This is a genomic window from Pokkaliibacter sp. MBI-7 (assembly GCF_029846635.1).
Taxonomy (GTDB): Bacteria; Pseudomonadota; Gammaproteobacteria; order Pseudomonadales; family Balneatricaceae; genus Pokkaliibacter.
In genome coordinates this window covers 3,509,674-3,534,901 of sequence record NZ_JARVTG010000001.1, presented here as the reverse complement: position 1 = coordinate 3,534,901, position 25,228 = coordinate 3,509,674, and the positions used below count along the sequence as shown (strand labels likewise).

The 25,228-nt window shown below is 57.8% G+C and carries 23 protein-coding genes; 5 read left to right on the top strand and 18 right to left on the bottom strand.

What is annotated here, in order from left to right; all coding sequences use genetic code 11:
* Nucleotides 1–288 precede the first annotated feature (288 nt).
* Entirely contained in the window at nucleotides 289–513 is a 225-nt protein-coding gene (locus QCD60_RS15665) for a hypothetical protein (RefSeq protein ID WP_279786862.1), read from the top strand.
* 75 nt (nucleotides 514–588) lie between these two features.
* Here the strand turns inward: QCD60_RS15665 and QCD60_RS15660 are convergent, their stop codons facing one another.
* The 5 genes from QCD60_RS15660 to QCD60_RS15640 form a co-directional block, all read right to left on the bottom strand.
* Nucleotides 589–954: an LPD29 domain-containing protein gene (locus QCD60_RS15660; protein ID WP_279786860.1), complete on the bottom strand. Its 366-nt coding sequence runs from the start codon at nucleotides 952–954 to the stop codon at nucleotides 589–591.
* Between the two features lie 32 nt (nucleotides 955–986).
* Entirely contained in the window at nucleotides 987–1,184 is a 198-nt protein-coding gene (locus tag QCD60_RS15655) for an SMI1/KNR4 family protein (protein WP_279786858.1), read from the bottom strand.
* Between the two features lie 71 nt (nucleotides 1,185–1,255).
* A complete protein-coding gene (locus QCD60_RS15650) occupies nucleotides 1,256–1,411 on the bottom strand; it encodes a hypothetical protein (protein WP_279786856.1) in 156 nt (51 codons plus the stop codon).
* A 38-nt stretch (nucleotides 1,412–1,449) separates the two neighbouring features.
* A complete protein-coding gene (locus QCD60_RS15645; protein ID WP_279786854.1) occupies nucleotides 1,450–1,848 on the bottom strand; it encodes a hypothetical protein in 399 nt (132 codons plus the stop codon).
* Entirely contained in the window at nucleotides 1,835–3,862 is a 2,028-nt protein-coding gene (locus QCD60_RS15640) for a polymorphic toxin type 47 domain-containing protein (protein WP_279786853.1), read from the bottom strand. The genes QCD60_RS15645 and QCD60_RS15640 overlap by 14 nt, the downstream gene beginning before the upstream one ends.
* Before the next feature lie 311 nt (nucleotides 3,863–4,173).
* Between QCD60_RS15640 and QCD60_RS15635 the strand changes: the two genes are divergently transcribed.
* A complete protein-coding gene (locus tag QCD60_RS15635) occupies nucleotides 4,174–4,386 on the top strand; it encodes a hypothetical protein (protein WP_279786851.1) in 213 nt (70 codons plus the stop codon).
* Nucleotides 4,387–4,461: 75 nt separating this feature from the next.
* On the opposite strand, the gene QCD60_RS15630 is transcribed toward QCD60_RS15635, so the two are convergent.
* Genes QCD60_RS15630 through QCD60_RS15605 form a run of 6 tightly spaced genes read right to left on the bottom strand, consistent with a single transcriptional unit; the run spans nucleotide 4,462 to nucleotide 13,037 of the window.
* Nucleotides 4,462–4,827 carry an LPD29 domain-containing protein gene (locus tag QCD60_RS15630; RefSeq protein ID WP_279786849.1) on the bottom strand — a complete coding sequence of 122 codons (366 nt, stop codon included), beginning with the start codon at nucleotides 4,825–4,827 and terminating at the stop codon, nucleotides 4,462–4,464.
* A 46-nt stretch (nucleotides 4,828–4,873) separates the two neighbouring features.
* Nucleotides 4,874–5,686: a hypothetical protein gene (locus tag QCD60_RS15625; RefSeq protein ID WP_279786847.1), complete on the bottom strand. Its 813-nt coding sequence runs from the start codon at nucleotides 5,684–5,686 to the stop codon at nucleotides 4,874–4,876.
* Nucleotides 5,687–5,688: 2 nt separating this feature from the next.
* Nucleotides 5,689–10,737 (bottom strand): RHS repeat-associated core domain-containing protein, encoded by a 5,049-nt coding sequence (locus tag QCD60_RS15620; RefSeq protein ID WP_279786845.1) that lies wholly within the window; start codon nucleotides 10,735–10,737, stop codon nucleotides 5,689–5,691.
* Nucleotides 10,738–10,790: 53 nt separating this feature from the next.
* A complete protein-coding gene (locus tag QCD60_RS15615; protein WP_279786844.1) occupies nucleotides 10,791–11,564 on the bottom strand; it encodes a DUF4123 domain-containing protein in 774 nt (257 codons plus the stop codon).
* Nucleotides 11,551–12,027 carry a PAAR domain-containing protein gene (locus QCD60_RS15610; protein WP_279786843.1) on the bottom strand — a complete coding sequence of 159 codons (477 nt, stop codon included), beginning with the start codon at nucleotides 12,025–12,027 and terminating at the stop codon, nucleotides 11,551–11,553. Before QCD60_RS15610 ends, QCD60_RS15615 begins: the two co-directional genes overlap by 14 nt.
* Nucleotides 12,028–12,053: 26 nt before the next feature.
* Nucleotides 12,054–13,037 (bottom strand): hypothetical protein, encoded by a 984-nt coding sequence (locus QCD60_RS15605; RefSeq protein WP_279786841.1) that lies wholly within the window; start codon nucleotides 13,035–13,037, stop codon nucleotides 12,054–12,056.
* 429 nt (nucleotides 13,038–13,466) lie between these two features.
* On the opposite strand from QCD60_RS15605, the gene QCD60_RS15600 reads away from it, so the two are divergent.
* Complete coding sequence (locus tag QCD60_RS15600) at nucleotides 13,467–14,870, top strand: sodium:alanine symporter family protein (RefSeq protein ID WP_279786839.1); 1,404 nt, start codon at nucleotides 13,467–13,469, stop codon at nucleotides 14,868–14,870.
* Nucleotides 14,871–14,970: 100 nt separating this feature from the next.
* Here QCD60_RS15600 and parE read toward each other — a convergent pair whose 3' ends face one another.
* The 7 genes from parE to hemG all read right to left on the bottom strand — a co-directional run bounded on the left by parE (nucleotide 14,971) and on the right by hemG (nucleotide 23,447).
* The gene (parE, locus tag QCD60_RS15595; protein ID WP_104155640.1) at nucleotides 14,971–16,875 is read right to left on the bottom strand and encodes a DNA topoisomerase IV subunit B; all 1,905 of its coding nucleotides are present in this window, start codon (nucleotides 16,873–16,875) and stop codon (nucleotides 14,971–14,973) included.
* Nucleotides 16,876–16,908: 33 nt separating this feature from the next.
* On the bottom strand, nucleotides 16,909–17,487 hold the full coding sequence (locus tag QCD60_RS15590; RefSeq protein WP_279786836.1) for a YqiA/YcfP family alpha/beta fold hydrolase: 579 nt from the start codon (nucleotides 17,485–17,487) through the stop codon (nucleotides 16,909–16,911).
* Nucleotides 17,484–18,281 (bottom strand): metallophosphoesterase, encoded by a 798-nt coding sequence (locus QCD60_RS15585; RefSeq protein WP_279786834.1) that lies wholly within the window; start codon nucleotides 18,279–18,281, stop codon nucleotides 17,484–17,486. The genes QCD60_RS15590 and QCD60_RS15585 overlap by 4 nt, the downstream gene beginning before the upstream one ends.
* A gap of 195 nt (nucleotides 18,282–18,476) precedes the next feature.
* A complete protein-coding gene (locus QCD60_RS15580) occupies nucleotides 18,477–18,929 on the bottom strand; it encodes a DUF1249 domain-containing protein (protein WP_104155637.1) in 453 nt (150 codons plus the stop codon).
* A gap of 375 nt (nucleotides 18,930–19,304) precedes the next feature.
* On the bottom strand, nucleotides 19,305–19,961 hold the full coding sequence (locus tag QCD60_RS15575; protein WP_279786832.1) for an NUDIX domain-containing protein: 657 nt from the start codon (nucleotides 19,959–19,961) through the stop codon (nucleotides 19,305–19,307).
* A gap of 170 nt (nucleotides 19,962–20,131) precedes the next feature.
* On the bottom strand, nucleotides 20,132–21,901 hold the full coding sequence (locus QCD60_RS15570) for a GGDEF domain-containing protein (RefSeq protein ID WP_279786830.1): 1,770 nt from the start codon (nucleotides 21,899–21,901) through the stop codon (nucleotides 20,132–20,134).
* A 190-nt stretch (nucleotides 21,902–22,091) separates the two neighbouring features.
* Nucleotides 22,092–23,447, bottom strand: coding sequence for a protoporphyrinogen oxidase (hemG, locus tag QCD60_RS15565; RefSeq protein WP_279786828.1), 1,356 nt, complete (start codon nucleotides 23,445–23,447; stop codon nucleotides 22,092–22,094).
* A gap of 230 nt (nucleotides 23,448–23,677) precedes the next feature.
* On the opposite strand from hemG, the gene QCD60_RS15560 reads away from it, so the two are divergent.
* Nucleotides 23,678–24,169 (top strand): hypothetical protein, encoded by a 492-nt coding sequence (locus tag QCD60_RS15560; RefSeq protein WP_279786826.1) that lies wholly within the window; start codon nucleotides 23,678–23,680, stop codon nucleotides 24,167–24,169.
* A 198-nt stretch (nucleotides 24,170–24,367) separates the two neighbouring features.
* Nucleotides 24,368–25,123, top strand: a complete 756-nt coding sequence (locus QCD60_RS15555) for a sulfite exporter TauE/SafE family protein (RefSeq protein ID WP_279786824.1) — start codon at nucleotides 24,368–24,370, stop codon at nucleotides 25,121–25,123.
* Nucleotides 25,124–25,228 lie beyond the last annotated feature (105 nt).

Below are 25,228 nucleotides of genomic sequence, written 5' to 3'. Positions count from 1 at the left end.
GGTGGTGCTTAGACCACCTGACTAAACTCTGGTTGACGCATATAACTCGCTAAACCTACACTCCCCGCCACTAGAAATAACACGTAGCGGTTCTCCGCACCCGACAGATTTTGCGGTATGCACCAGCAGAAGGCGTTGTCACGTCTGATGCGTACCACGGTCGGGTGGAGAGGCGTAATACAATACCCGCAAGGGGAATAGGCCCGGAGCGTCTACGTGTGCTCTAGTTGACACCCGGCTTCCAGCTACTTACTGGAAGCGGCAATCTAAAACACGTAGGAGGCCACCATGGCTGCTCAGTCACATTCTGCTATCAGTGTGCTTAATAGCCCCCACCCTATTGATCAGTTACGTCGTTATATTGATGCGCTGGAAACCGCCGCCAAAGGCATTCAGCTCGGCATTGATGAGCACACCATTACCGGCGATAACGCCTTGAATCTGTTAATGGCGATTGCCGATCAGCTTAAGCGGGAATCACGTTCGTTATCGGTACTGTTAAATCAGTCGTAGCAGAAGAGAAAGGAATCTGTGCAGAAGGCGGTCGCACTTATTCCTATCCCCTCTGGCATAGCCGCATCAGGCCAATCACTCCCCTCGACACAGCGCAATCGTCTTCACCCAGCCAAATACGCTGTGCCACGGATTGGGTTTATTACCGTGTTCGGCGGGCATTCTGAAAGGCTCAATGCACCCTTCCACGTCATCCAACCCCGGCCCGTTGTCCCAGCTGACGTTTACAGCAATAAAGCCGTCCATACGCACGGAGAATTTCACCGCCGGAAAGGTATGTTTCAGCGTCGCCCGAATATTTTTAGCCGCCAGTTTGCTGCTATACAGATCGCTGCTACCAGAGCAATGCAGATGGCGGTATTGCTCTGCATTGCGTAACCGGCGGACTTCAGTATTAAAGTCTTGTATCAGCGAAAGGGTTGATAGGTATAGTGAGTTCAAACACTTACATCCTTATAGATAACTGTTCTAGATTAAATATCCTGACACTCTTTTTTAAGATTTAAAATGAAATCCGAAAACGAACTAGATAAAAAAACAATGGCCTTTGATAGGTCATCAAAATATTCAAAGTCAAAAAGTACAACTTGCCCAAATTTATCTTCTCGAATGTCGATACAAAAACAATCCCCTCCAGCATCTGACGCAAAAGGAACCAGGTAATTAGGCATCTCACAATTCTCTAAAAAAAATCCTTATATATTTCATCGACAGTGTCATCCCTATACAGAAATGCAAGAAATTAATTAATAAAATACAAATTTCCATTAGCAATAAAAGAATTCTTTTCAGCATAACCTCCACTGTGAAGAAAAACGATTTCTTTAACATCCTCCGAAAGAATGACACCCATATAAAATTCTGATTTTTCAATATCTTCGATAGTAATATTTTTCATACTTTCAATTACTTTCACTTCTTGAAAATTAATAAAAACTAGCGATAAGACAAAATAATATCTTTAAAAAGATCGTCATCATAATGAATTTCAACACAATCATGATCATCAAAATACATAGAATACTTCATTTCTGGCTGAACCACATAAAACGGGAATCCTACACACTCAGAAATTACCCTCTTAATATCTGTAGCACTGTCAAATAACCAACCATGAAATCTCACATCACAAGCGATGAGGGAACTTTTACCAACGACCGGAAGATTAGATAATTCTTGCCAAAAATTCGGGGAATATATTTTCTCAATCTTGTAGCTCATCAAATTTTTATTATGAAAATCTAGATAATCCCTTATCTGATCATCAGATAAAGGGATTGCTTCTGCTCCAATTAACCTAAAAGCATTTTCCACTTCTTCTTTAACGTATTCCATTCTTACTATCCTCCAACCTTCGTCTGGTAACTGCAGTTAGCCGTAACAAGATATGACCTCTGACCGCACCACCTACCCCACGTTTTCCCGGAGTTTGATAGCCTATATGGGGATTCGCTGGTCCATCCGAGCTATACACAATTGTAGGGTCATCTATATTAACTTCTGCACCTTTATTTTTTCCGCTTAAAACTTTCCACTCTGTTGGGAATGACTTTCCATACTTATCTACCCCCCATTGCGTAACCGTGAACTCACTTGGATCTGCACCCGTCCTTTTGAATGCCTCCTCAAGTGCTAAGTGCATTTGCTGATGCTCATTACCAGGAATATTCCGCCAGTCCAGATCAACTTCAGGATTAAACTTCCATGATCCACCTGGTACTGACTTCGGACACTCCCCCGGCACACTCGTCAACCCCAGCGGATCGACCCAGTTCACCGGGTTCGGCACGTACTGGTAGTGGTTCAGCCCACCGGCCAGTTTGATCGGGTCCGGGGTCAGGTAGTGGCCGCTGCCGGGGTGGTAGTAGCGGTGGCGGTTGTAGTGTAGCCCCGTTTCGCCGTCGTAGTACTGCCCCTGAAACCGCAGGTTGGTATCGACCTTTTCGATCAGGGTGCGTTTGACGTGGCCGTAGGCCTTGTATTGCACCGACCACACCCGTTCGCCGTTGGCCGCCGTCATTTCCTGCGGGGTGCCGAGGTGGTCGAGGTGGTAGTAGTACACCTGCGCGAGGTTGCCTTCCCCTTCGAGCTGGGCCAGCGGACGGTAGGTGCCCGGTTCGTAGAGGTAGCTGCGGTAGTGGCTGAAGTCGTCGGTTTCGGCGATCAGCCGGTTGGCCTGCCAGACGAAGGTGGTGAGGTAGCCGCCAATGTCTTTGCTGATGCGCCGGCCAAAGGCGTCGTAGCGGTAGCGCACGGTGCTGAGGTTGGGCAGGGTGACCTGGCTCAGCCGGTGCTGGCTGTCGTACTGGTAACGGGTGACGAGGCGGTGCCCGGCGCCGCGGTATTCGGTGATGAGGTTGCCAAAGCCGTCGTATTCGAAGCGGCGGTCGCCCTGCACGGTGAGGCGGTTGCCGGGGGCGCTGTGGCCGTAGGGGCTGGCGTCGGGGTCGGTGGGGTCGCGCTGGTTGAGCAGGTTGCCCGCCGGGTCGTGGTGGAACTGTTCTTCGAGGGCGCCGCGCACGGTTTTGAGCCGGTCGAGGGGGTCGTAGTCGTAATGCAGGGTGCCTTTGTCGCTGTCGTCGAGGGTGATGAGGTTGCCCACGGCGTTGTACTGGTAGCGACGCTGGTGGACAGGCCCGCGCTGGCCGGTGCGGTGGCGTTGCTGTTCGGTCAGGCGGCCTTGTTCGTCGTACTGCCAGGTGCTGGTGAGGGCGCCCTGCCAGCGGCTGACTTCCTGACCGTATTGGTGGGTATGGCGGGTCAGGGGTTTTCCGTTGAGGTCGATGCCGCTGAGCTGGCTGTGGGGGCCGTAGTGGTAGTGCAGGCGGTGGCCGTCGGGCAGTTTGAAGGTGCTGAGGCGGCCGAGGTCGTCGTAGCCGTAGCGCAGGGTGTGGCGTTGCTGGTGTTCGGCGATCAGGCGGCCCTGCGCGTCGTAGTCGAAGTACAGCGGCCAGTGGCCGTCATCGACCTGTAGCAGCTGGCCGTTGGGGTCGTAGTGGTAGCGGATGCGCTGGCCATCGGGCAGGATTTTTTCGGTCAGGCGGCCCATCACGTCGCGTGTGAAGCGGGTGGTGAGGGTAACGGGGGCGGCGTCGGTGTTGTGTGGCGAGGCCGCGATGTCGGTTTTTTCGGTCAGGCGGCCATTGAGGTCGTAGTCGTAGCGGGTAGTGCGCCCGCCGAAGTCGGTTTCTTCTTTGATCAGGCCGCTGGGGTGGTAGCGCAGGCGGTAATGGTCGCCGTTTTCGTTTTCGATGTCGGTCAGCTGCAGGCGTCGGTCGTCGTAGCGAAAGCGCAGGGTGCTGCCGTCGGGGTTGCGCTGGGCGTAGTCGTAGTCGGTGGTGTTTGCCATAGGCGGTGTAGTCATACCGGCGACTGGCCCCGCCGGGCAGGGTCAGGCGGTTGACTTTGATGGCAACCGGACTATCCTTCCCGCCGTGCTGGCTCCTCCAGCATCAGGATTGGCGTCCTGTTTTTCAGCAGAAGTAGAAGACTTTGTTCTTGTGCTCGTTTCACCATGCGCGTTTTACGCCGTTATGGTGGGCCGGGCAGGGGCATCTTCGGATGCACCGACTCTGCTGATCGGCACGCCAACCCTGCCCGGTTCATCACCCTCTGATTGGCGTCAGGGGTGATGCTGACAACATTCAGCAGGTGATCTTTATGTCTTCACATATCAGCATGGTTATTGCCTCCCACCCTATTGATCAGTTACGTCGTTATATTGATGCGCTGGAAACCGCCGCCAAAGGCATTCAGCTCGGCATTGATGAGCACACCATTACCGGCGATAACGCCTTGAATCTGTTAATGGCGATTGCCGATCAGCTTAAGCGGGAATCACGTTCGTTATCGGTGCTGTTAAATCAGCCGTAACGGAAGAGAAAGGAATCAGTGCAGAAGGTGGTCGCACTTATTCCTATCCCCTCTGGCATAGCCGCATCAGGCCAATCACTCCCCTCGACACAGCGCAATCGTCTTCACCCAGCCAAATACGCTGTGCCACGGATTGGGTTTATTACCGTGCTCGGCGCGCATTCTGAAAGGCTCAAGACACCCTGCCACGTCATCCAACCCCGGTCCGTTGTCCCAGCTGACATTCACCGCAATAAAGCCGTCCATACGCACGGAAAACTTTACCGCCGGAAAGGTATATTTCAGCGTCGCCCGGATATTTTTCGCCGCCAGTTTGCTGCTATACAGATCACTGCTGCCGGAGCAATGCAGATGGCGGTATTGCTCTGCATTGCGTAACCGACGGACTTCGGTATTGAAGTCTTGAATGGCTGCGATGTTAGGTATTGTGAGCTTATTCAAACGAATTAACTTCCATTCATCTCGGAAAATAAAATATATAAAATATCTAATAGCCTCCATTAATTTCTAACGGCAAACTTGTCCATGACTCAGTTAAAATATGAAAATCCCTGTCGTTGGCTTGATCTGCCAGTCTTTTAATTGCCTTTTTCGCATCTTTAAACAGCCAGCCATTTGAGTTGAGACACATCCATGCTCCAGCAAGATCGTTACTTAAAAGTAGTTTATAAAAGAGAGGTTCTTGATTATTAACCTTAAACCATTCAGGAGCATATTCCAATTTAGAAATTTCTTGCAACTCATCCATTCTGTACTCGATAGTGCAACTATTTCGAAGAGTAATCGAACTTATACTATTGCTATAGACTGGGAAATTGCCACTATAATCTCCTTCACAAAAACAATGTGGCATATTACCTTTAAAATAATGAAGCTCTGACAATTTACCCTCATCTAAATCATATTTTTCAAATAATTCGACCAGTTCAATTATTTTCACTGTCGAAAAGGGAGAAGAAAATTTTTTAACAGACTCGCTCACCTTACCATCTTTATTAGCTATGGAAATATAACTCTCTAGAGCAACCAGTTGATCAACCGTAACTGCAATTTCGTCAACCGCATATTTAAATTCTGGCTTCTGTACTATATATGTCTCAGATCGATTACTCGAAAACCAGTGACGCAAAATCCCTGTTGTATTTATACTTTCACACCACATTGGCAGTACAGCAGGAAGAATTATAGGTGGTTCAACATTTTGCATCACATAAGATTCAGGGTGTCTTAAAGCACCAGAGACAATACCAACAATACGTGGGTCATAATTAAGATTCGCAAATAAGTCAATATAATTCATACTTAATCCTTTGGTGCCATCGGGTAATAAGAATCATCTATTTCCAGCTTATGATTCTCATCAATCGGTCCGGTCCAAATATCTGATGGGTTAGATGTTGTAGCTCGGTGAATATCCGTATGAATTTCTCTTGAAGATAACCCATCGGACTTCCTTATAATCACAAGATTCCTAGGATCTACAACTTGTAAAGGATATTGCCCTTTATTGTAGTTCCAATGATGAACTTCATCATATGGATCTATGATTCCTTCTCCCTCGCATAAATCTTTAAACTTTCTTCTAACAGTATTAAAGGCAGCTTCTGCCTGCTGACCAGTAGGTGTCTTACCCTTTTCAAGAGTCTCTAAATATTCTTTATATGCCTTCCTATTCACAGACTCCTTCATTGCCTGCTCCCAAAGCTGATGCGCTCTAGGATTGTTTGAAATCGTTTCAAGACCAAAGTCTTCTGGGCGTAATCCTGCCTCCGGTACCTTCGGCCCCTCATCATTCCGCTCCAGCCCCGGCTGGGTGTTTTCTCCGTTGGGCGGGCAATTCTCCAACCCCAGCGGGTCCACCCAGTTCACCGGGTTCGGCACGTACTGGTAGTGGTTCAGCCCGCCCGCCAGTTTGATCGGGTCGGGCGTCAGGTAGTGGCCGCTGCCGGGGTGGTAGTAGCGGTGGCGGTTGTAGTGTAGCCCCGTTTCGCCGTCGTAGTACTGCCCCTGAAAGCGCAGGTTGGTATCGACTTTTTCGATCAGGGTGCGTTTGACGTGGCCGTAGGCTTTGTATTGCACCGACCACACCCGTTCGCCGTTGGCCGCCGTCATTTCCTGCGGGGTGCCGAGGTGGTCGAGGTGGTAGTAGTACACCTGGGCGAGGTTGCCCTCCCCTTCGAGCTGGGCCAGCGGGCGGTAGGTGCCCGGTTCGTAGAGGTAGCTGCGGTAGTGGCTGAAGTCGTCGGTTTCGGCGATCAGCCGGTTGGCCTGCCAGACGAAGGTGGTGAGGTAGCCGCCAATGTCTTTGCTGATGCGCCGGCCAAAGGCGTCGTAACGGTAGCGCACGGTGCTGAGGTTGGGCAGGGTGACCTGGCTCAGCCGGTGCTGGCTGTCGTACTGGTAGCGGGTGACGAGGCGGTGCCCGGCGCCGCGGTATTCGGTGATGAGGTTGCCAAAGCCGTCGTATTCGAAGCGGCGGTCGCCCTGGACGGTGAGCCGGTTGCCGGGGGCGCTGTGGCCGTAGGGGCTGGCGTCGGGGTCGGTGGGGTCGCGCTGGTTGAGCAGGTTGCCCGCCGGGTCGTGGTGGAACTGTTCTTCGAGGGCGCCGCGCACGGTTTTGAGCCGGTCGAGGGGGTCGTAGTCGTAATGCAGGGTGCCTTTGTCGCTGTCGTCGAGGGTGGTGAGGTTGCCCACGGCGTTGTACTGGTAGCGCCGCTGGTGGACAGGCCCGCGCTGGCCGGTGCGGTGGCGTTGCTGTTCGGTCAGGCGGCCTTGTTCGTCGTACTGCCAGGTGCTGGTGAGGGCGCCCTGCCAGCGGCTGACTTCCTGACCGTATTGGTGGGTATGGCGGGTCAGGGGTTTTCCGTTGAGGTCGATGCCGCTGAGCTGGCTGTGGGGGCCGTAGTGGTAGTGCAGGCGGTGGCCGTCGGGCAGTTTGAAGGTGCTGAGGCGGCCGAGGTCGTCGTAGCCGTAGCGCAGGGTGTGGCGTTGCTGGTGTTCGGCGATCAGGCGGCCCTGCGCGTCGTAGTCGAAGTACAGCGGCCAGTGGCCGTCATCGACCTGCAGCAGCTGGCCGTGCGGGTCGTAGTGGTAGTGGATGCGCTGGCCATCGGGCAGGATTTTTTCGGTCAGGCGGCCCATCACGTCGCGTTTGAAGCGGGTGGTGAGGGTGGCGGCTTCGGTGTTGTGTGGCGAGGCCGCGATGTCGGTTTTTTCGGTCAGGCGGCCATTGAGGTCGTATTCATACCGGGTGGTGCGCCCGCCGAAGTCGGTTTCTTCTTTGACCAGCCCGCTGGGGTGGTAGCGCAGGCGGTAGTGGTCGCCGTTTTCGTTTTCGATGTCGGTCAGCTGCAGGCGACGGTCGTCGTAGCGAAAGCGCAGGGTGCTGCCGTCGGGGTTGCGCTGGGCGGTGACGAGGTGCAGCGGCGGGGCGTAGTCGTAGTCGGTGGTGCGGCCCTGTTCGTCCGTGTAGCGGCGGACTTGGCCATAGGCGGTGTATTCGTACTGGCGGCAGGCGCCGCCGGGCAGGGTCAGGCGCGTCAGGCGGTTGAGTTTGTCGTAGGCGTAGCGGGTGATGGCGCCGCGTTCGTCCTGCCGCAGCACCTGGCGGCCACGGGCATCGTAGCGGTAGGTGCGCTGGCCGCCGTCGGGTAAGGTCTCGTCCACCAGCTGGCCAAAGCGGTTCCAGCTGAACCGATGGCGACCGCCATCGGGCAGGTCGATGCGGCTGAGCTGGCCCTGTTCGGTGTAGTGGTAGCGGGTGGTGCGCCCGGCCGGGTCGGTTTTTTCGGTGAGGTCGCCCTGTTCGTTGCGCAGGTAGCGCCAGGTCTGTTCGCCGCGGCGGACGCTGCGCAGCTGGCCACGCCAGTAGTCGTAGTGGGTGAGGCTGCCATCGGGGTAGGCGATGGTGTCCAGCTGGCCGTTCAGGTCGTAGTGGTAGTGGGTTTCTGCGCCGAGGGCGTCCACTTCGCGGATCAGGTCGCCGTTGTCGTTGTAGTCTTTGCTGACGGTGGCGCCGTCCGGGTCGGTCTGGCGGATCAGTTTGGCGTGGCGGTCATGCTGATAGACCTGCTGGCTGCCGTCGCTGAAATGGACGGTCACTTCTCCGCGGGCATCGTTCCACTCGTAGCGGTTGTCCATGCCGGGGACGTTGCCGCCGTGGGCGATGGCGCGGGCGGCCTTGCCCTGCCGTTCCCATTGCCAGGTAAAGCAGGCGCCGCCGGCGAGGCGGCGCTCCTGGATGACGTGCTGGTCGTCGTAGCGGTAGGTTTCCTGTTCGCCAAGGGCGTTCTCGGCGGCGATGAGCTGGCACTGGTCGTTGTAGTGGTAGCGCATCAGCGGGAAGCGGCGGGTCTCGTAGCCGCTGTCGTCGGCGTTGACGGCCATCCGCTGCAGTTCGACGCGGGCCAGCAGGGGCACGGTGTCGGGGGTATCGAGGGCGTTCCACCAGTGGCGCTCGCCCACCGGCTGGTCGAGGTAGTAAAAGCGCAGGGCTTGTTGTTGCTGGCCTTCGAGGGCGCTGAGGCGGCCGTGCCGGTCGTAGCGCACCGTCAGGCGGTTGTGGTAGGCGTCGGTGAGGGCATGCAGGTAGCCTTCTGCCCTGCCCGCGTCGGTGCTGACCACGCGGAAGTGGTAGTAGGGTAAGCCCGGCTGGGTGAGGATCAGTTCGGCCACCACGCCACGCTGGCGCTGCTCGGCGCTGGGTTCATCGCCCAGATAGAGGGCCGCTTTGGCCAGTGGGTTATGGATCGCCGGGCGCTGCTGGCTGGGGTGCGGGAAGGTGGTGGTGCGCCCTTCGTGATCACGCCAGTGGATGGCTTCGGCGGTGACGGTCAGCTGATGGTCGAGGCTGTGGCTCCAGCCATGGCCGAGGCCGTTCTGCCGTTCCACTGCGCTGGTGCGGTACAACCGCTGCCAGGTAAAGGGCAAGGGGCCATCCAGGGTGGCGTCTTCGAGGGTCAGCAGTTCTTCGCCGGTGACCATGGAGACGGGGCAGCCGTTGGTCTGGGTGCAACTGACGCTTTCAGCCGGCTGGTCGTTGTCGTTTTTGCCGCTTTGATTGGCTTTGTTCGGCGGCTCCTGTTCCACCACTTTGGTGGTCTGTTTGAAGTCGTTCTGTGCTTCGGTGGCATCGTTGGCGGTAATGCGTCCCTCATCCAGCTTCAGGGTGCCTTTGCTGGTGGAGTTGAGGTTCATGTCTTTGCTTAGGATGATCTTTTCTGACTTCTGCAGATGCGGCAGGGCGTACTTTTTCGCGGTGTCGATCAGTTCTTTGGCGCCGTGCATCAGCAGGGTGACTTCGCTCTGTACGCCTTTGGCCGCCACTTTGGCTGATTTGATGGCGTAGCGCAGCACCACGCCCCCCACGGCGCTCAGGACCACACCGATGATAACGTCCATGAGGATGTTGCCGAGCAGCTCACCGACGGCTTTTTGCTTTTGATGCGGCGGGATCAGATCAAACCAGGCGGAGAAGGCGCGGGCACAGAGAAACAGAAAGGCTTCGTCCTGCACAAAGATCAGGCAGTTTTTGGCTTTTTCGGCGTTCTCAGCCACCTTTTTGAAGTCGTCTTGGGTGTATTCGATCACCGTCGATTTCAGTTTCTGGTAGTACTTGTCCGGGTCGGCAATCAGGTCGTAGACGAAGTGGATGTCGTCCCACACGCCTTTCAGGGCGCTGACCATGCCATGCAGTACCGCCCCATCGCTGTAGGCCTGACGCTGGGCCTCGCTCATGCTGAGGTACACCTGCCATTCCGCCTTCAGGCTGCCGTTCCATTGCCGGGTGAGCCACTGGCTCAGGGCCCGCTGTAATTCCTCGTAGGAGGCCAGCAGGGCTTTAAGATCGCCTTCGGTGACGCTGGGGTAGAAGGTGAGGCGGTAGTTGCCCGGCTTGAGGTTGTGTTCTTCCAGCTTGCCGTTGCTGTCGGTGGTGCCTTTGCGGGTGATGCCGCCACTTTCAGGGTGGAAGCGGTGGCGCGAGTCGGTCCAGCCCTGCTCCAGGGTATAGGGCGAGTGGGGGATGGGGACAAAATTCACTGACTGAAACGTGTGATAAACGATCAGGATGCCGTTCAGCGGGCAGTTCACCACCCCACTGACCCGCCCTTTGTCGGCGGCGGCGACACTGACGCTGCGGTCAAGGTGGGTAATGACCTGATCCATCCGCAGGAAGATGCCATAGAACCAGCTGTTGTAGTCTTCCTTGTACTGGTCAAGGCTGTGGTTGAAGTAGTCCATGGTCCGAGTGAACAACTCGTCCAGGGTGGTGGGCTGTTGGGCCGCCTGTTGCTGGCGATACAGCAGGGTGTGGTCAGAGCCTGAGCCCGTACTGGTTCCAAAAATACTCATGGTTTACGTCCTTGTTATGGCACATCTTGCGGTCGTGCGTGGCTGGCCACCGCTCAGCAGGTGCTTTCATCCACCAGCCATTCGCACAGGTGCTGCAGCCAGTCGGCATCCTCCGCCGGGGCCCGCTGGTCATAGTAATGGGCGACCTTGGCGGCCAGCACCGGCAGCGGAAAGGCGCCATACAGCCAGCCCTGCTGCTCGTGCAGGTATTGCATGACGTTCATTAACACCGGCCCCGGATCCTCCTGCTCCAGCCCCCGCATCACCGGTGCCGGTATCGTCCACCACGGCGAGGGCCGGGGGCGGCGGTAGCGGTCGGGCTGGTAGGTAAAGACCGTGCCGTTGATCCAGTACTGCGCCACCGGCGGCAGCAGAAAGTGGCCGTCGTGCTGCAGCAGGCGCAGGATCAGGCGGAAGAAGTGGCCATCCCAGTAGCGGAAGAACACCGCTTTCCCCTCTTCCGTCAGTGCCTGCGTCAGCCCGGCCAGATGGGGGATCAGCTCGCGGCTCGGCAACGGCGAGCTGCACAGCCAGCCCCAGTCCTGCACCGGCGTGCTGGCCACCCAGTCGAGAAAAGGGCTGGTTCGCGACAGCGGCACCAGATAGGGCATCACCTGTCGCCAGTTGTGGTACGCCTCCTGCGTATAGAGCGGGTGCAGATACTGCTCGCCATCCTCCCGTTCATAGAGCGCAATAGGGTTAGCCTCACTGGTGCCACTCAGCACGGCATACAGCGACTGCTCCGCCGGCAGGGCTGTGAGCCAGTCGTGCAGGCTTTGATAGGGGGTATGGCGATAGTAAGGCCGGTCGAGGTCATCCAATAGCACACTGGCCGTCCTTGCACTTTTCGCACTCTTCACAGAACGGGGCCGGTTTGCGCAGCGTCATGGCCTGGCTTTCACTGAGGGAGGGATTGGGGCCTGCTTTACCTGAATAGGAGCTGTCACCAATCAGTACGTTGCCGCAACCACCGATAATCACCCCGCCATGGGCGGTGCCATCGCCCATGCGGGCCGCCGGCATGCCGTTAATAAACACGGTGGCGGAACCTTCCTTGATGGTATCGGGTGGGCCGCAACAGATGAGGGTATCGCCCACCCGCGCGGCAGGCATGCCATTGATAAAGACATTGGGAGAGCCGTTGACGACCGGCCCACCAACATGAGGCGTTCGCCCATCATACTTGGGGCAGGTATGAAAGTGGCCTACGGTGGCTGCGGGTTTACCCATGATGAAATCCTTGTCGATACCGTCCTTTTGTAATAGGAAGGTGATCTTACTTTTCATCATGTAATTTTCAACCAATAAACTGTTACTCAACCACCTTCATTCCAGCGCCACACCGCCGCCCCGCACCAGCGTAAACGCTCCGACTCCGGCCGCTGTGTGGTATCCAGCTGCACCGCCAACCGCGGCGCAGCGCCCGCCACTCCGTGCTGCCATTGGCTGTGGAGGTATAGCAGCACCGCCAGCGGCGCCAGCGTGCCACATTCCCCCAACTGACTGAGCAGGTCGGTATAGCGGCTGTGTTCATTCAGCAAGGGCAACAGCTGGTGATAGCCCACTCCCCAGGCCTGACGCAGCACTTCCGGCTGGGCCAGCGGTTGTCTGGCAGGGAACAGCAGCTCAAGCGGCGCGCCGCCATGCTGACGAATCACTGCAGCAGCACTGTGGTGCAAGTCGGCAATGGCACTCCCGCACTGCTGGCTGGAAGGCAGATACCCCAGAGCATTCAGGCTGTGCCAGCAGGGTTGCAGGCCGTGGCTGGAGCGCCGCACCTCCAGGATCACAGCACCTTCGCAGTACAGGCTGGCGGGAGACTGACGCAATTCAGACGCCGTCGGGGCGGGGCTGTCGAGCGCGACCAGCAGCACCCGTTCGTGCTGAGCAAGCAGTGTGCATAGCTGTGGCCAGGCTGCCCACCAGGCCATCCGCCCAAATGGATAAACCCATACCAGTGGCTGATAGCTCAGCCAGCCCATACCCAGATAGCGCAGATAGGCCTGTTGGCGCTCACGTGCTGAGGCATGGGGGTGAAAAGCATGGGAAGGTAAGCACAGCAGCACCGGCGCCTCGCCTTCACGCAGCACCTGCTGCAGCGGCGCCGCCAGCAGCTCTGCCAGTGATAACAGGCGCTCTGCGCTGCTTTGTCCACTGGCCTGAGGGCAGTTGTGAAGGGGAAAGGTCAGCTCGCCGCAGGGCTGCTGAGTCATTCGTCTGCTGGCCATCTCCAGCAACCCCAGCTCCCACAGCGCCGATATCCGGCCCAACTGCAGTAAACGCGGTGTAAGGTGTAGCATCTCCCTGCCCTGCCCATTCATCCCGACCACCAGCAGTGTATGAGCCCATCAGAAAACTGCAATGCCGAACGGTGCCATCAGGCGTGTCTCCAGCCAGTGAGCACAGCGCTATATCCTTATATCAATCCAACTTCAGGGTTGCTCCCGTAGATAAGAATGCGCACAATGCGCGCCTTTCACTTTATGCCCAATTTGCACTCAAATGGGGCAAACAGGAGCAGCAGAGACCATAGAGAAAGCAGCAAGGAAGTCGCTTTGGGCAGCTATGGCGGTCATTCGATATGACACCGCTGCGGACATATCTGGTGAAGTGAAGAACGCCCACCACAACTATTAAGGTCTGGCACGGTTTATCCACTGGCAGCCGGACCATCACCAGCACTGTTATCGCGATCGGCACGATTGATCGCGCTACAAGGGGTACAGCGTATGGACGCAATTATCAGCTTTCTCAATACCGTTTTCTGGGGCTACATCCTGATCTATGGTCTGCTGGCAGTCGGTGCCTACTTCACCCTGCGACTAGGCTTCCTGCAGATTCGTCACTTTCCTGAATTTATCCGCTCGGTCACCCGTAAACCCGAGAATGATCAGAGCGGCATCACTCCCGTGCAGGCACTGTGTACCAGTCTGGCCTCCCGTGTGGGCACCGGCAATCTGGCTGGTGTGGCTGTCGCGCTGGCACTGGGTGGCCCCGGTGCCATCTTCTGGATGTGGGTCGTGGCGCTGCTCGGTATGGCCACGGCGTACGCCGAAAGTACGCTGGCGCAACTGTTCAAGGTGCGCGATGAGCACGGTGACTACCGTGGAGGCCCGGCGTTCTATATCGCCAAGGGCCTGAATGCGCCCTGGGCTGGCAGCATCTTCTGTGTCTGCCTGATCATCGCCTTCGGTCTGGTATTCAGTGCCGTACAGGCCAACTCCATCGCTGAAGCCATGAACGGCGCCTTTGGCCTGCCCAAGGTGGAAGTGGGTATCGGCCTGGCCGTGCTGGCCGGTGTGGTCATCTTTGGTGGGATCAAATCCATCGCCCGCTGCGCTGAGCTGATCGTGCCCTTTATGGCCATCGCCTACCTGCTGACCGCCGTCTATGTGATTGCCACCCATCTGGGCGAAATTCCTGCGGTACTGGCCCTGATCGTCAAAAGCGCATTCGGTGTGGAATCCGCCGTGGGTGGCGTCGCCGGGGCGATGATGAACGGCATCAAGCGCGGTCTGTTCTCCAACGAAGCAGGAATGGGCTCGGCGCCGAATATCGCGGCGGTGGCCACGCCCAGCCCCCATCACCCTTCTTCGCAGGGCATGGTGCAGGCACTGGGGGTCTTTATTGATACCCTGCTGATCTGTACTGCCACAGCCGTCATGATTCTGTTGTCAGGGGTGATGGTGCCCGGCTCCGAGCTGACTGGCATGCCTCTGACCCAGGCCGCCATGAGCGTGCATCTGGGCGATGCGGGCAAGTACTTCGTTGCCATTGCCATCTTCTTCTTTGCCTTCACCTCCATCATCGGTAACTACAGCTACGCCGAAAACGCCATGGTGTATCTCAAGCTGGATAACCGCGTCGGCCTGACCATTCTGCGCTGCCTGGGCCTGCTGATGGTGGTCTGGGGTGCCTATGAGAGCATCTCCACCGTGTTTGATGCCGCCGACGCGGCCATGGGGCTGATGGCGACCATCAACCTGATCGCCATCACCCTGCTGTCAGGGCTGGTGATCAGGCTGACCAAGGACTACTTCAGCCAGAATCGCACTGGCACACCGGTGTTTGATCCGGCCAGGTTCCCCGAACTGGCTGACAAGATCGACCAGAAAATCTGGGAGAAGTCCTGAGTCAGATCGACAGACAGCGGTAAATACTCCGCTGCTATGAACAAGAAACCCGGCCTAGGCCGGGTTTCTTGTTTTTACTGTGTTGATATCAACTATCAGGTCAGCCAACGTCAGCCAGATTGCCCTTGGTTTCCAGCCAGCTCTTGCGGTCGGAGGAGCGCTTTTTGGCCAGCAACATGTCCATCATTTCATGGGTATCGTCGCCTTCGTCCAGATACAGCTGCACCAGACGGCGGGTATCGCGGGCCATGGTGGTTTCACGCAGCTGCAGCGGATTCATCTCGCCCAGACCCTTGAAGCGTGTCACCTGCACCTGTCCACGCTTATTCTCGGCCTTGATACGGTCCAGAATGCCGTCACGCTCTGCTTCATCCAGGGCGTAGCTGACTTCCTTGCCGATATCGATGCGATACAGCGGTGGCATGGCGACAAAAACGTGCCCCGCTTTCACCAGCGCCGGGAAGTGGCGAACAAAGAGGGCGCACAACAGCGTAGCGATGTGCAACCCGTCCGAATCGGCATCGGCAAGAATACAGACCTTGCCATAGCGCAGGCCGGATAAATCCGTGGAGCTGGGGTCAACGCCGATGGCCACGGCGATGTCATGTACCTCCTGCGAGGCGAGAATTTCGCCGGAGTCCACTTCCCAGGTATTGAGGATCTTGCCGCGCAACGGCATGACAGCCTGATACTCGCGGTCACGCGCCTGCTTGGCCGAGCCACCGGCAGAGTCCCCTTCGACCAGAAACAGTTCTGACGCCAGTGCATCACCCCCACTGCAGTCAGCCAGCTTGCCGGGCAGTGCCGGGCCTTGCGTGACCTTCTTGCGCACCACCTTCTTGGCTGCTTTCATGCGGCTTTGAGCGTGGTTGATGCACAGCTCGGCCAGTCTTTCTGCCTGCTCGATATGCTTGTTCAGCCACAGGCTGAAGGCATCCTTGACCACCCCGGAGACGAATGGTGCGCACTGGCGGGATGACAGCCGCTCCTTGGTCTGGCCGGCAAACTGCGGGTCATGCATCTTCACCGACAGCACATAGCTGCACTGGTTCCAGATATCCTCAGGCGCGAGCTTCATACCGCGTGGCAGCAGATTGCGGAACTCACAGAACTCGCGCATGGCCTCCAGCAGACCGGTGCGAAAACCATTAACGTGGGTGCCGCCCTGAATAGTGGGGATCAGGTTGACATAGGATTCGGTCAGCAGATCACCGCCTTCGGGCAGCCAGTGCACCGCCCACTCGGCAGCTTCCTGCTCACCGGCAAAGTTACCTACAAAGGGAACATCCGGCAGAGTAACGAAATCGCTGGCGGCCTGACTGAGGTAGTCGGTCAGGCCGTCCTGATAACACCACTCGGTGCGCTCTTCCTGATCAGCGCCCTTGCTCTGGTCAATCAGAACAATGGTCAGGCCGGAGCACAGTACCGCCTTGGCACGCAGCAAATGGCGCAGGCGGCTGACACTGTATTTGGGGGAGTCAAAGTAGCCGGGATCAGGCAGGAAGCGCACCTTGGTGCCGGTATTTTTGACCCCGCAGGTGCCTACTTCTTCCAGCTCTGCCAGCTTGTTACCGTCGGCAAAACTCATGCGGTAGACCTTGCCACCGCGTTTGATTTCCACTTCCAGATGCTTGGAAAGCGCATTGACCACTGATACCCCGACGCCATGCAGACCGCCGGAGAACTGGTAATTGCCCTGCGAGAACTTGCCCCCGGCATGCAGGCGGGTGAGGATCAGCTCCACCCCGCTGACGCCGTGCTCAGGGTGAATATCCACCGGCATCCCACGACCATTATCGGTCACACTGAGAGAGCCGTCGGCATAGACCATGACTTCGATGCGATCGGCATGTCCGGCCAGCGCTTCATCCACCGAGTTATCGATGACTTCCTGAGCCAGATGGTTGGGGCGATCCGTTTCGGTATACATACCCGGGCGTTTACGCACCGGATCCAGGCCGCTGAGCACCTCAATGGCCTGGGCGTTATATTCTTGCTTGCTCATGGCAGTCATTCTTTCACAGAGAGGGTTATCAGCTTAGCTGCGGGCAAAGGCCAGCAGTGCCGGACAATGATTGAGGAAACCTTCAAAGCGGTGATTGCCGCCCTGTTCGATACGCAGCTGGCACTGCTGGTAATACTCAGCCGCTTCACGGTAATCCAGGGTTTCATCCCCGGTTTGCAACAGCACCAGAAACTGCTGAGGCTGTGGCAGCGACGCCACATAGAGGTCGCGCAGCTGCGTGACATGGTCTGGCGTGAGCTGGTAACGCTCACCGGTATAGGGGTTGTCGATGTCGACGCCCAGACGATCTTCCATCAGTCGCCATACCCGCACCGCCGGGTTGATCAGCACCGCCTTGAGGCCGTAGTGTGCCGCCAGCCAGGTGGCATAGAAACCACCCAGCGAACTGCCCACCAGCACTGGTGCCTGCGGCGAGGCTTCAATCAGGTCACAGGCACTGCGGATAGCCTCCGCTGGCCAGTGGCTGAGCTGCGGCACCTGCGGTTCGGGCAACCCCTGACTCTGCAAAAAAGCACGCAGTTCCGCGGCCTTGGCCGCCTGGGAAGAACTGTTGAAGCCATGCAGGTAGATGAAGGGCGGTGTCGCGTTCATGTCGAACCCCTGATTGCATATACAGTAGAAGTGCGCATGCTACCATCGTCATCCAGCTGAAGCCAGCGCCCGGCCGGCGCCTGCAAAGCAGGGTGCGGCTCCAGCAGGAAGCCTTGCTGCCCGGCGGCAAACTGTGCGGCGACTGCCGGTGTTGACCACATCTGCCAGTGGCCACGCCGCCAGTGATGGGCCTGATGCACATGGCCGCAGAGCACACCGCGCAGTTGTGGCGCCTGATCCAGCAACGCCAGCACCTCGGCGGCATTACCTGTCATCACCTCATCCTGCCACGGGCTATTCACCGGCAGCAGGTGGTGATGAAGCACCACGAGCTGATGCTCGGCCTGTGGATGCTGCAGCTGGTACTGCAGACGCGCCAGTGCAGCTGCAGACAGCGAGCCACTGCCGCGGCCATCACCGTCCGCCGTGCTGTCGCACAGCAGTAGCTGCCAGCGCCCGGCCTGCCACTGATCGGCACAGGGCAAACCGGCACTGTCGCCCCACAGCTGGCGCATCAGGCTGACATCATCATGATTACCGGGCACGCAGACCCAGGGCAGATCCAGCTGATCAAGACACTGGCGCAGCGCCTGATAGGTGATCGCTTCGGGATGTTGCGCCAGATCACCCCCCAGCACCAGCAGGTCGGGACGGGGCTGATCCGCCGCAGGAGAAAGCAGGCAGTGTTCGATCATCTGCTGCCAGCGCTGCCAGGCGTTAAAGCCATGATGCATATCGTCAGGATGACGGGTCAGGTGCAGATCGGTCAGATGCAGAACAGTAAAGCTGGACATGAATCACCGTAGCAGCAGAAGGAAAATCAGCTTCAGCAGGAAGCGCCAGGCTGGGCGCTCATACTCAGAACGCATTTACGCTATCGCGAGCCAGCACCACACAGGGCATAACGGGCTGGGAAGTGGCGGGCAGATGGGTACCGCAGGTCTTTGCCACGCCGTATTGCCGCTGCGCAGCAGATCGTGACCACGCCCTTACAGGCGGACCACTTCCACCGGCTCCTGACTCAGGCCGTAATCAATGCAGTGATTCAGCCATTCGGCCAGAAAGGTATTGAGCTGGGCCTTCTCATCAGGGGCACGCATGGCGGGATTGGGATACAGGTAAACCCCTTCCAGCATGCGGTTACGCGGAGCGATTACCTCGGCAATGCGGGCATCGTGATACAGACGAACATGCAGCAGGGGAGTCTTCAGCCAGGGCGACTCTCCCAGACTCTGTTCCACTTCAAGAGCCGTGGTGTAGGCAAAGTTCTCCACCACGCGCAGTGACAGTTGCCCCAGCTGGCCATCGGGCAAACGCAAGCCATAACGGCAGGACGTACCGGCATCCAGTGCGGGTAACAGTTTCAGCAGGCGCCGGTAGTTGGCTTCACCTTCAGCCATCATCCGCGCCAGATCTGGAACGTATTTGCGTTTTACCTTCATAACTCAACCTGACCTTCAACCTGACAAGCCCCGCTTATTGGGCTCGTCCATCGTAAATCTCAATAGCGTTCAACGTGTCACGCGGCGCCTGTCTTAACAGGTCGTTGAAAATCTATCTGCGTTGCCGAATACCGCGTCAAAAACAGGCTCAAAATGCTCATTTAGCTCACTAAACTCCGCTTTTTCGCCTGTTTCTTGTGCCCTCGGGGTATTTCCTTGTCTCGGCGACCTCGATAACGTTTTTCAACAGCCTGTTAATATGTGCCTGCTACTCGTGGCAATCTCCACATCAGCAGCAGTCTGCAATAAATCAGCGCAGGGGCATAGTCCGGCAGACGTCTTTTTGACTGTTTTTTAACCAGTCACGTATCCCTGTTAAGCGATGGGCAGTCCCTGCAGCTGCCACTGTGTCAATACGTCATCACGATGCAGCTGCAACCACTGCAAACCCAGCAGGGTGGCCGCATTATTGATGCGGCCATTGCGGGTAGCGGCGATGGCATCGGCCAGCGGCACTGTCACCACACGAATATCCTCACCCTCTTCAGGCAAGCCATGGATACCGCCCATACCGCGGCTATCCACCCATGCACAATAAAGGCCGACCTGCTCATTGGTGCCACCGGGACTGACAAAATAATCCAGCATATGCATCACGCCCTGGATGTCGGCACCGGCTTCTTCTACCGCTTCGCGGCGCGCCACTTCTCGGTCGGACTCGCCCTCCTCCACCATGCCCGCCACCAGTTCGTACTGCCAGGCCTCGGCCTTGATACCCATGAAGGCGCCGGTGCGAAACTGCTCAATCAGCACCACCGTGTCGCGTACAGGATCATAAAGCAGCACGCAGACAGCACGGCCACGGTCAAACAGCTCACGGGTGATGGTGATGGACTCACCATTGAAGCAGCGATGGCGCAGTGTCAGCGTACGGAGTCTGAAGAAACCTTTGAACGAGAGTTCGTCCTTGAGAAGGGTGACGGCATCATCATGCTCGCCGGAAAAGCTGGGAATCAGAGCAGTCCCTGACATAGTGCGTCCTCAGTGTTACGCAGATACGACAGGTCCGGAGTGGCAGCCGTCTGCTTTTCAGAGCGTCCTCACGACCATCGCCGACAGGGCCAGACAAGGCTTCTTTTACCTTGCGGCCAGCGCATTGCGCATCGTGAACAGGCTCTCAGGAAAGCAGGCAGTATAGCCCCTCAGGCACGAAGTTGATAATGCGGGGGCAGGTGAATGCGGGACTCATGGATACAGCTCTGCTGCAGTGCCTTGGCCTCATGTTTGGCCTCGGCCGCCAGCTCGGCCACATCATGGTAGTTGGCGCAGACCATGGGATCGGGGTGAATCACCGCGATGGCGATGCCAAGCAAACCGAAGAAACTGTGGCTGCCATCCCGTCCCCGGCCGGGGATACCGCCTGCAGCGATATCCTGGGTGTCATAGAAATGGCCAATGCTGGTCTGGAATTCATCCAGCGCCTTCTGCAGTCGCCGCCGCCAGTCATTCTCCCTGAAGATAATAATGAAGTCGTCGCCGCCGATGTGGCCGACCAGATTGCTGCGACCGGCACAGTGGCGCACCATCAGCTCACCAACGAACTGGATGACCTGATCCCCCCGGGCAAAGCCGTAGTAGTCGTTGAAGGGTTTGAAGTTGTTGAGATCACAGTAGGCCACACGAAAGTCGGCCCCTGTCCTGAGAAGCCCGTCCACCTCCTGGTTCAGCACCACGTTGCCTGGCAATTGTGTCAGGGGGTTGGCATAACGGGCATGCTGAACCTGTAGCTCCGTCATCTTTCTCAACACATCACGGACACTTCCCAGTCCTGCATAGTAACCATCCTCGGTAATGATGAAACTGTCACCAATATCGACCTGTTCGGCCTCCGTCAGCGCCTGACTGACCTGCTCCAGCGGCAGGGTGGCATCCACAATCAGTGGCTGACGGTCCATAAAACGGCGCACCGGCTTATTCTCGTACAGGGCACGGCCATACTGCGTGGAGAAGGTCTCCAGCAGTGCCGCCCGCTTGACGATGCCCACCGGCATCCCTCTTTCTACCACTGGCAGAGCGGTCAGCTCGGGAGCGTCCTGAAACAGCTGGGCCACACTGCCCAGCAGCACATCCGGCAACACCGGCTGTATTGCCCGGCGTACGCCACCGGCCCGCTCACCACTGCGCATCACAGCCTGACGCTGCTGGCCGTCATAACGAATATGTTCGATCGCCAGCTGCAGCTCCGGCACCTGTTGCGGACGGCCAAACAGGAAGCCCTGCCCTACGGCGATCCCCATCTGCTGGATGGTACGCAGCTCATCCAGGGTTTCGATGCCCTCGGCAATCAGTTTGGAACCGACTCCCTCGGCGATACTGACGATGGCCTTGACGAATTCACGCTTGAGCGGATTGCGCTCCAGCTGATGGATGAAATGCTTGTCGAGCTTGACATAATCCGGGGTCATCTCCAGCCACAGACGCAGACCGGAATAGCCGCTGCCGATATCATCCAGTGCCACCTTGAAACCCATTCGGCGGTAATGATTGACCACCTGACGGGTCAGCGCGTAGTCGTGGAAGGGTTGCTGTTCAGACAGCTCGATTACGATGGACTCCGGCGCCAGCCCGAGTTTGTTGACCAGTGCCAGCGTCGTGCCACTGGGATAATCCGGGTTCAGCAGCAGATCGGCACTGACGTTCAGAAACAGGCGAGCATCGAGCTGCAGCTCAGCAAAGCGCTGAATCGACAGGTAGCGGCAGCACAGCTCCAGCTCCTGCAGCCGCCCACAGGCACGTGCAGTGGCGAACAGACGGTCAGGAAAAGCCAGCGGACTGTCCGATGGTCCACGGATCAGCGCCTCATAGCCATAGATTTCGCCTCTTTCCAGATCAACCAGAGGCTGGAAGTGAGGATAGAGCAGGCAGCCTTTCAGCAGCCTGTCCAGTTCCTCAGGTAACGCGTCATCAGTCATCTGTCACTTCTACTTTGGATGGCAATAGACCGGCAAGTGTATGAAAGCCAGATGACAACCAGATGACGTTTGTAACGTTGAGTTGTTAACAGAGTTTTTCCGCTGCCCATGAGTGCTGCCTGCCCTCCGGCGCCACTCAGAACAGTTATGCCCCATGCTCAGGCGCTCAGGCGCTCAGGCGCTCAGGCGCTCAGGCGCTCAGGCGCTCAGCAAGCAGTCTCGCCTGCTCGATACAGTCAGCCACCGCAATACCGTCACGCCAGTTGCTGCGACAATGCAGGCCCGGCAGGGCAGCCAGTGCCGTGTCTATCTGCTGCAGGCGCTGCAGATGACCCAGTTCATACTGGGGGATGGCCGCTGGCCAGCGTGTGACCCAGCACTTCTCCGCCTCCCCGCTGATACCCAGCAAGGGGCGAATATCCGCCAGCACCTGTGCTGCGATCTCATCATCGCGGCGTTGTGCGACCACCGGGTTCAGACGCCCGCCGATAAAAGACGTCAGCAATACCTTACCGGCCGGTGCCCGCTGCTCGAACAGACTGGAGGGAAACAGGGTGCCCAGGGTGTCGATGCCTTCACAACGGGGCATCAGCATGCCAAAGCCATCCAGCGGATGGGCAATCTGTGTCGCATCAAACCCCATGGAGACCGACACCACCTGGGGATAAACCATCTGCGCCAGCGCCTCACTGGCCGCCGGTGCCAGTGGCGCCAGCAGACGTGCGCTGACCGGAGCCGGCGTGGCGAGAATCACCTGCTGCGCCTGCCAGTGGCGTTCACCGGCAATGACCTGCCAGCCCTGCTCATCACGGCGCAGCAGATCGACCTGCACTCCGCAGTGCAGGCGGTTGCCCAGCGCACCAGCCAGTGCCTCAGTCAGCTGCTGCATGCCATGGCGAAAACTGACCATGGTGCCGCTGGGGCCGGTCTCCAGCTGGCGACTTTTACGTGCCTTCATCAGGGCGATGCCGCCTTTGATCAGAGAGCCATGCCGGGCTTCCAGTGCATATACTTTCGCCGTCGCCGCCTGCACCGACAGGCGCTCGGGATCACCGGCATAGACACCGGAAACAAAGGGATTGATGGCATAGTCGAGAAACTCCCGACCGAGGCGGCGGCGAACAAAGCTGGCGATACTTTCTTCATTCTTCGCCCTGCCGATAAAAGGCTCGGCACAGAGGCGCAGCTTGGCAGGCCAGCTGAACAGAGCGGTGGAAAGAAAAGCAGTGGGGCTGCCCGGCAGCGCCTGCAACTGACCATCGCGCACCACAAAGCGGCGTCGGGCCAGTGCACTGGGGGCAACCCGCTCGGTTTGCAGGCCAAGGCCTTCGATCAGCTGGCCGAGGCCCGGGGAACTGTCCAGGGTCGAATTCGGCCCGGCTTCGACCAGATAGCCCTCTTCACGCAGCGTGCGCAGATTGCCCCCGGCCCGCTCCCCGGCTTCCAGCACATGGACATCATGGCCCTGTTGTTGCATAAACCACGCCGCAGACAGACCGGAAATACCGCCGCCAATCACTAAAATACGTTGTGCAGGTTGTACCATTTATCCCTTGCTCCGTATGATTAGCAGGTTTTTGCAGGACCGTCCCAGACGTATCCGCGTCGGGGCAACAGACAGATGCCGGACGCTGCAGTATTCTGCCCATCAGAACGCATTCAGGATCCCCATGACCTGCGCCATATCAAGGGCAGGACGGATAGTGAATCATCAAACGTTTCTGCGGGCGACATTATAGGCCAGTACATCTTTACTGGGACAAGCCGGAGCACATCTTGAAAGAAAGCCTTCCCATTATTCTCGACATCGAAGCCTCCGGATTCGGCTCCGGCAGCTACCCTATTGAGGTGGGACTGGCCCTGGCGGATGGCAGCTGCGAAAGCGTGCTGATTCATCCTGAGCCGGAGTGGACCCACTGGAGCGAAGAGGCTGCCAGCATCCACCGGATCAAGCGCGAGATGTTACTGCGTGAAGGGCTGCCCGCCCGGGTTGTAGCACAACATCTCAACGCCCTGCTGGCCGGACAGACGGTCTATTCAGACGCCTGGGGCTTTGACAGCACCTGGCTATCACTGCTGTTCTACCATGCAGGCGTCAACCAGCACTTCAAACTCGACTCCCTGCGCCGGCTGCTGACAGAAAAGCAGGCCACCTACTGGGGCGCCATCAAGGATCAGGTCGTTCGCACCTTCAAACTGACCCGTCACCGTGCTGGTGATGATGCGCGGCTGCTGCAGCTGGCATTACGTCAGGTCAGCCAGCTCTGAACAGGCTCTGCCCCTACCCTCTGACGGCCTTTCTTCCTTCATTGCTCTTCCTGACTGTCTGACAACAGCCTGTCGCGCCCATCTGGATGGCCAATGGGCGCCTGCCAGTCTATCCTTGCCCGCCACATGCCCTGAACGACGCTGCGCTGATAACCCCGGCGGGCGGACAAGTACATAACAACAACACAAGGAAACCCTATGGATACCCTCAGCTATTGGCTGTTGCTGGTGGTGGTCGGCCTGATCGCCGGTGTGATCAACACCCTGGCCGGTGGTGGCTCCAACCTGACCCTTCCCGCCCTGATGGTGCTGGGCATGCCGCCGGAGGTGGCCAATGCCACCAACCGCGTGGGTGTCGCCCTGCAGTGTCTGGTCGGTAGTCTTGGCTTCAAGCGGCACAATCAGCTGCCGGTGGAAGAAATTCGTCCCATCCTCTGGCCCACCATCAGCGGGGGCCTGCTCGGCAGTATCATTGCCTCCTATGCGCCCAGCAGCTGGCTGAAGCCGATGCTGCTCGGCACCATGCTGACCATGGCCATCGTCATGCTGATCCGGCCGTCGGTCATCGCGCCGCCACCGGGTACACCGGCACGTACCATGAAGCAGACTCCCAGTGCCTGGTGGGTGTTGTTTCTGGCCGGTATCTACGGCGGCTTTGTGCAGGCAGGTGTCGGCTTTATCCTGATTGCAGCCCTGGCTGGCAGCCTGCGTTACGATCTGGTGCGCGCCAATGCAATGAAACTGGTGTGCAGCCTGGCCTTCACGCTGGTAGCACTGGTGGTGTTCGTTGTGCGCGGACAGGTGGACTGGGTACCGGGGCTGATCCTCGGTCTGGGCACCATGACGGGCGCTCATCTGGCCGTAAAAATGGCGATCAAAGCGCCCGCTTCAGTACTCAAGTGGTTCCTGTTTGTGATGACCCTGTGCGGCTGTGCCGCGGCTCTGTGGCTGTAGTAACCCGCCTCAGTTGCCATTGTGGAGATCAGTCGAGCCTGCACTGATCTCCACCCCGTTGCTCCTGATCGGCCCGCCTCCGGGGCCAGCCCGTGCTGTTACCTT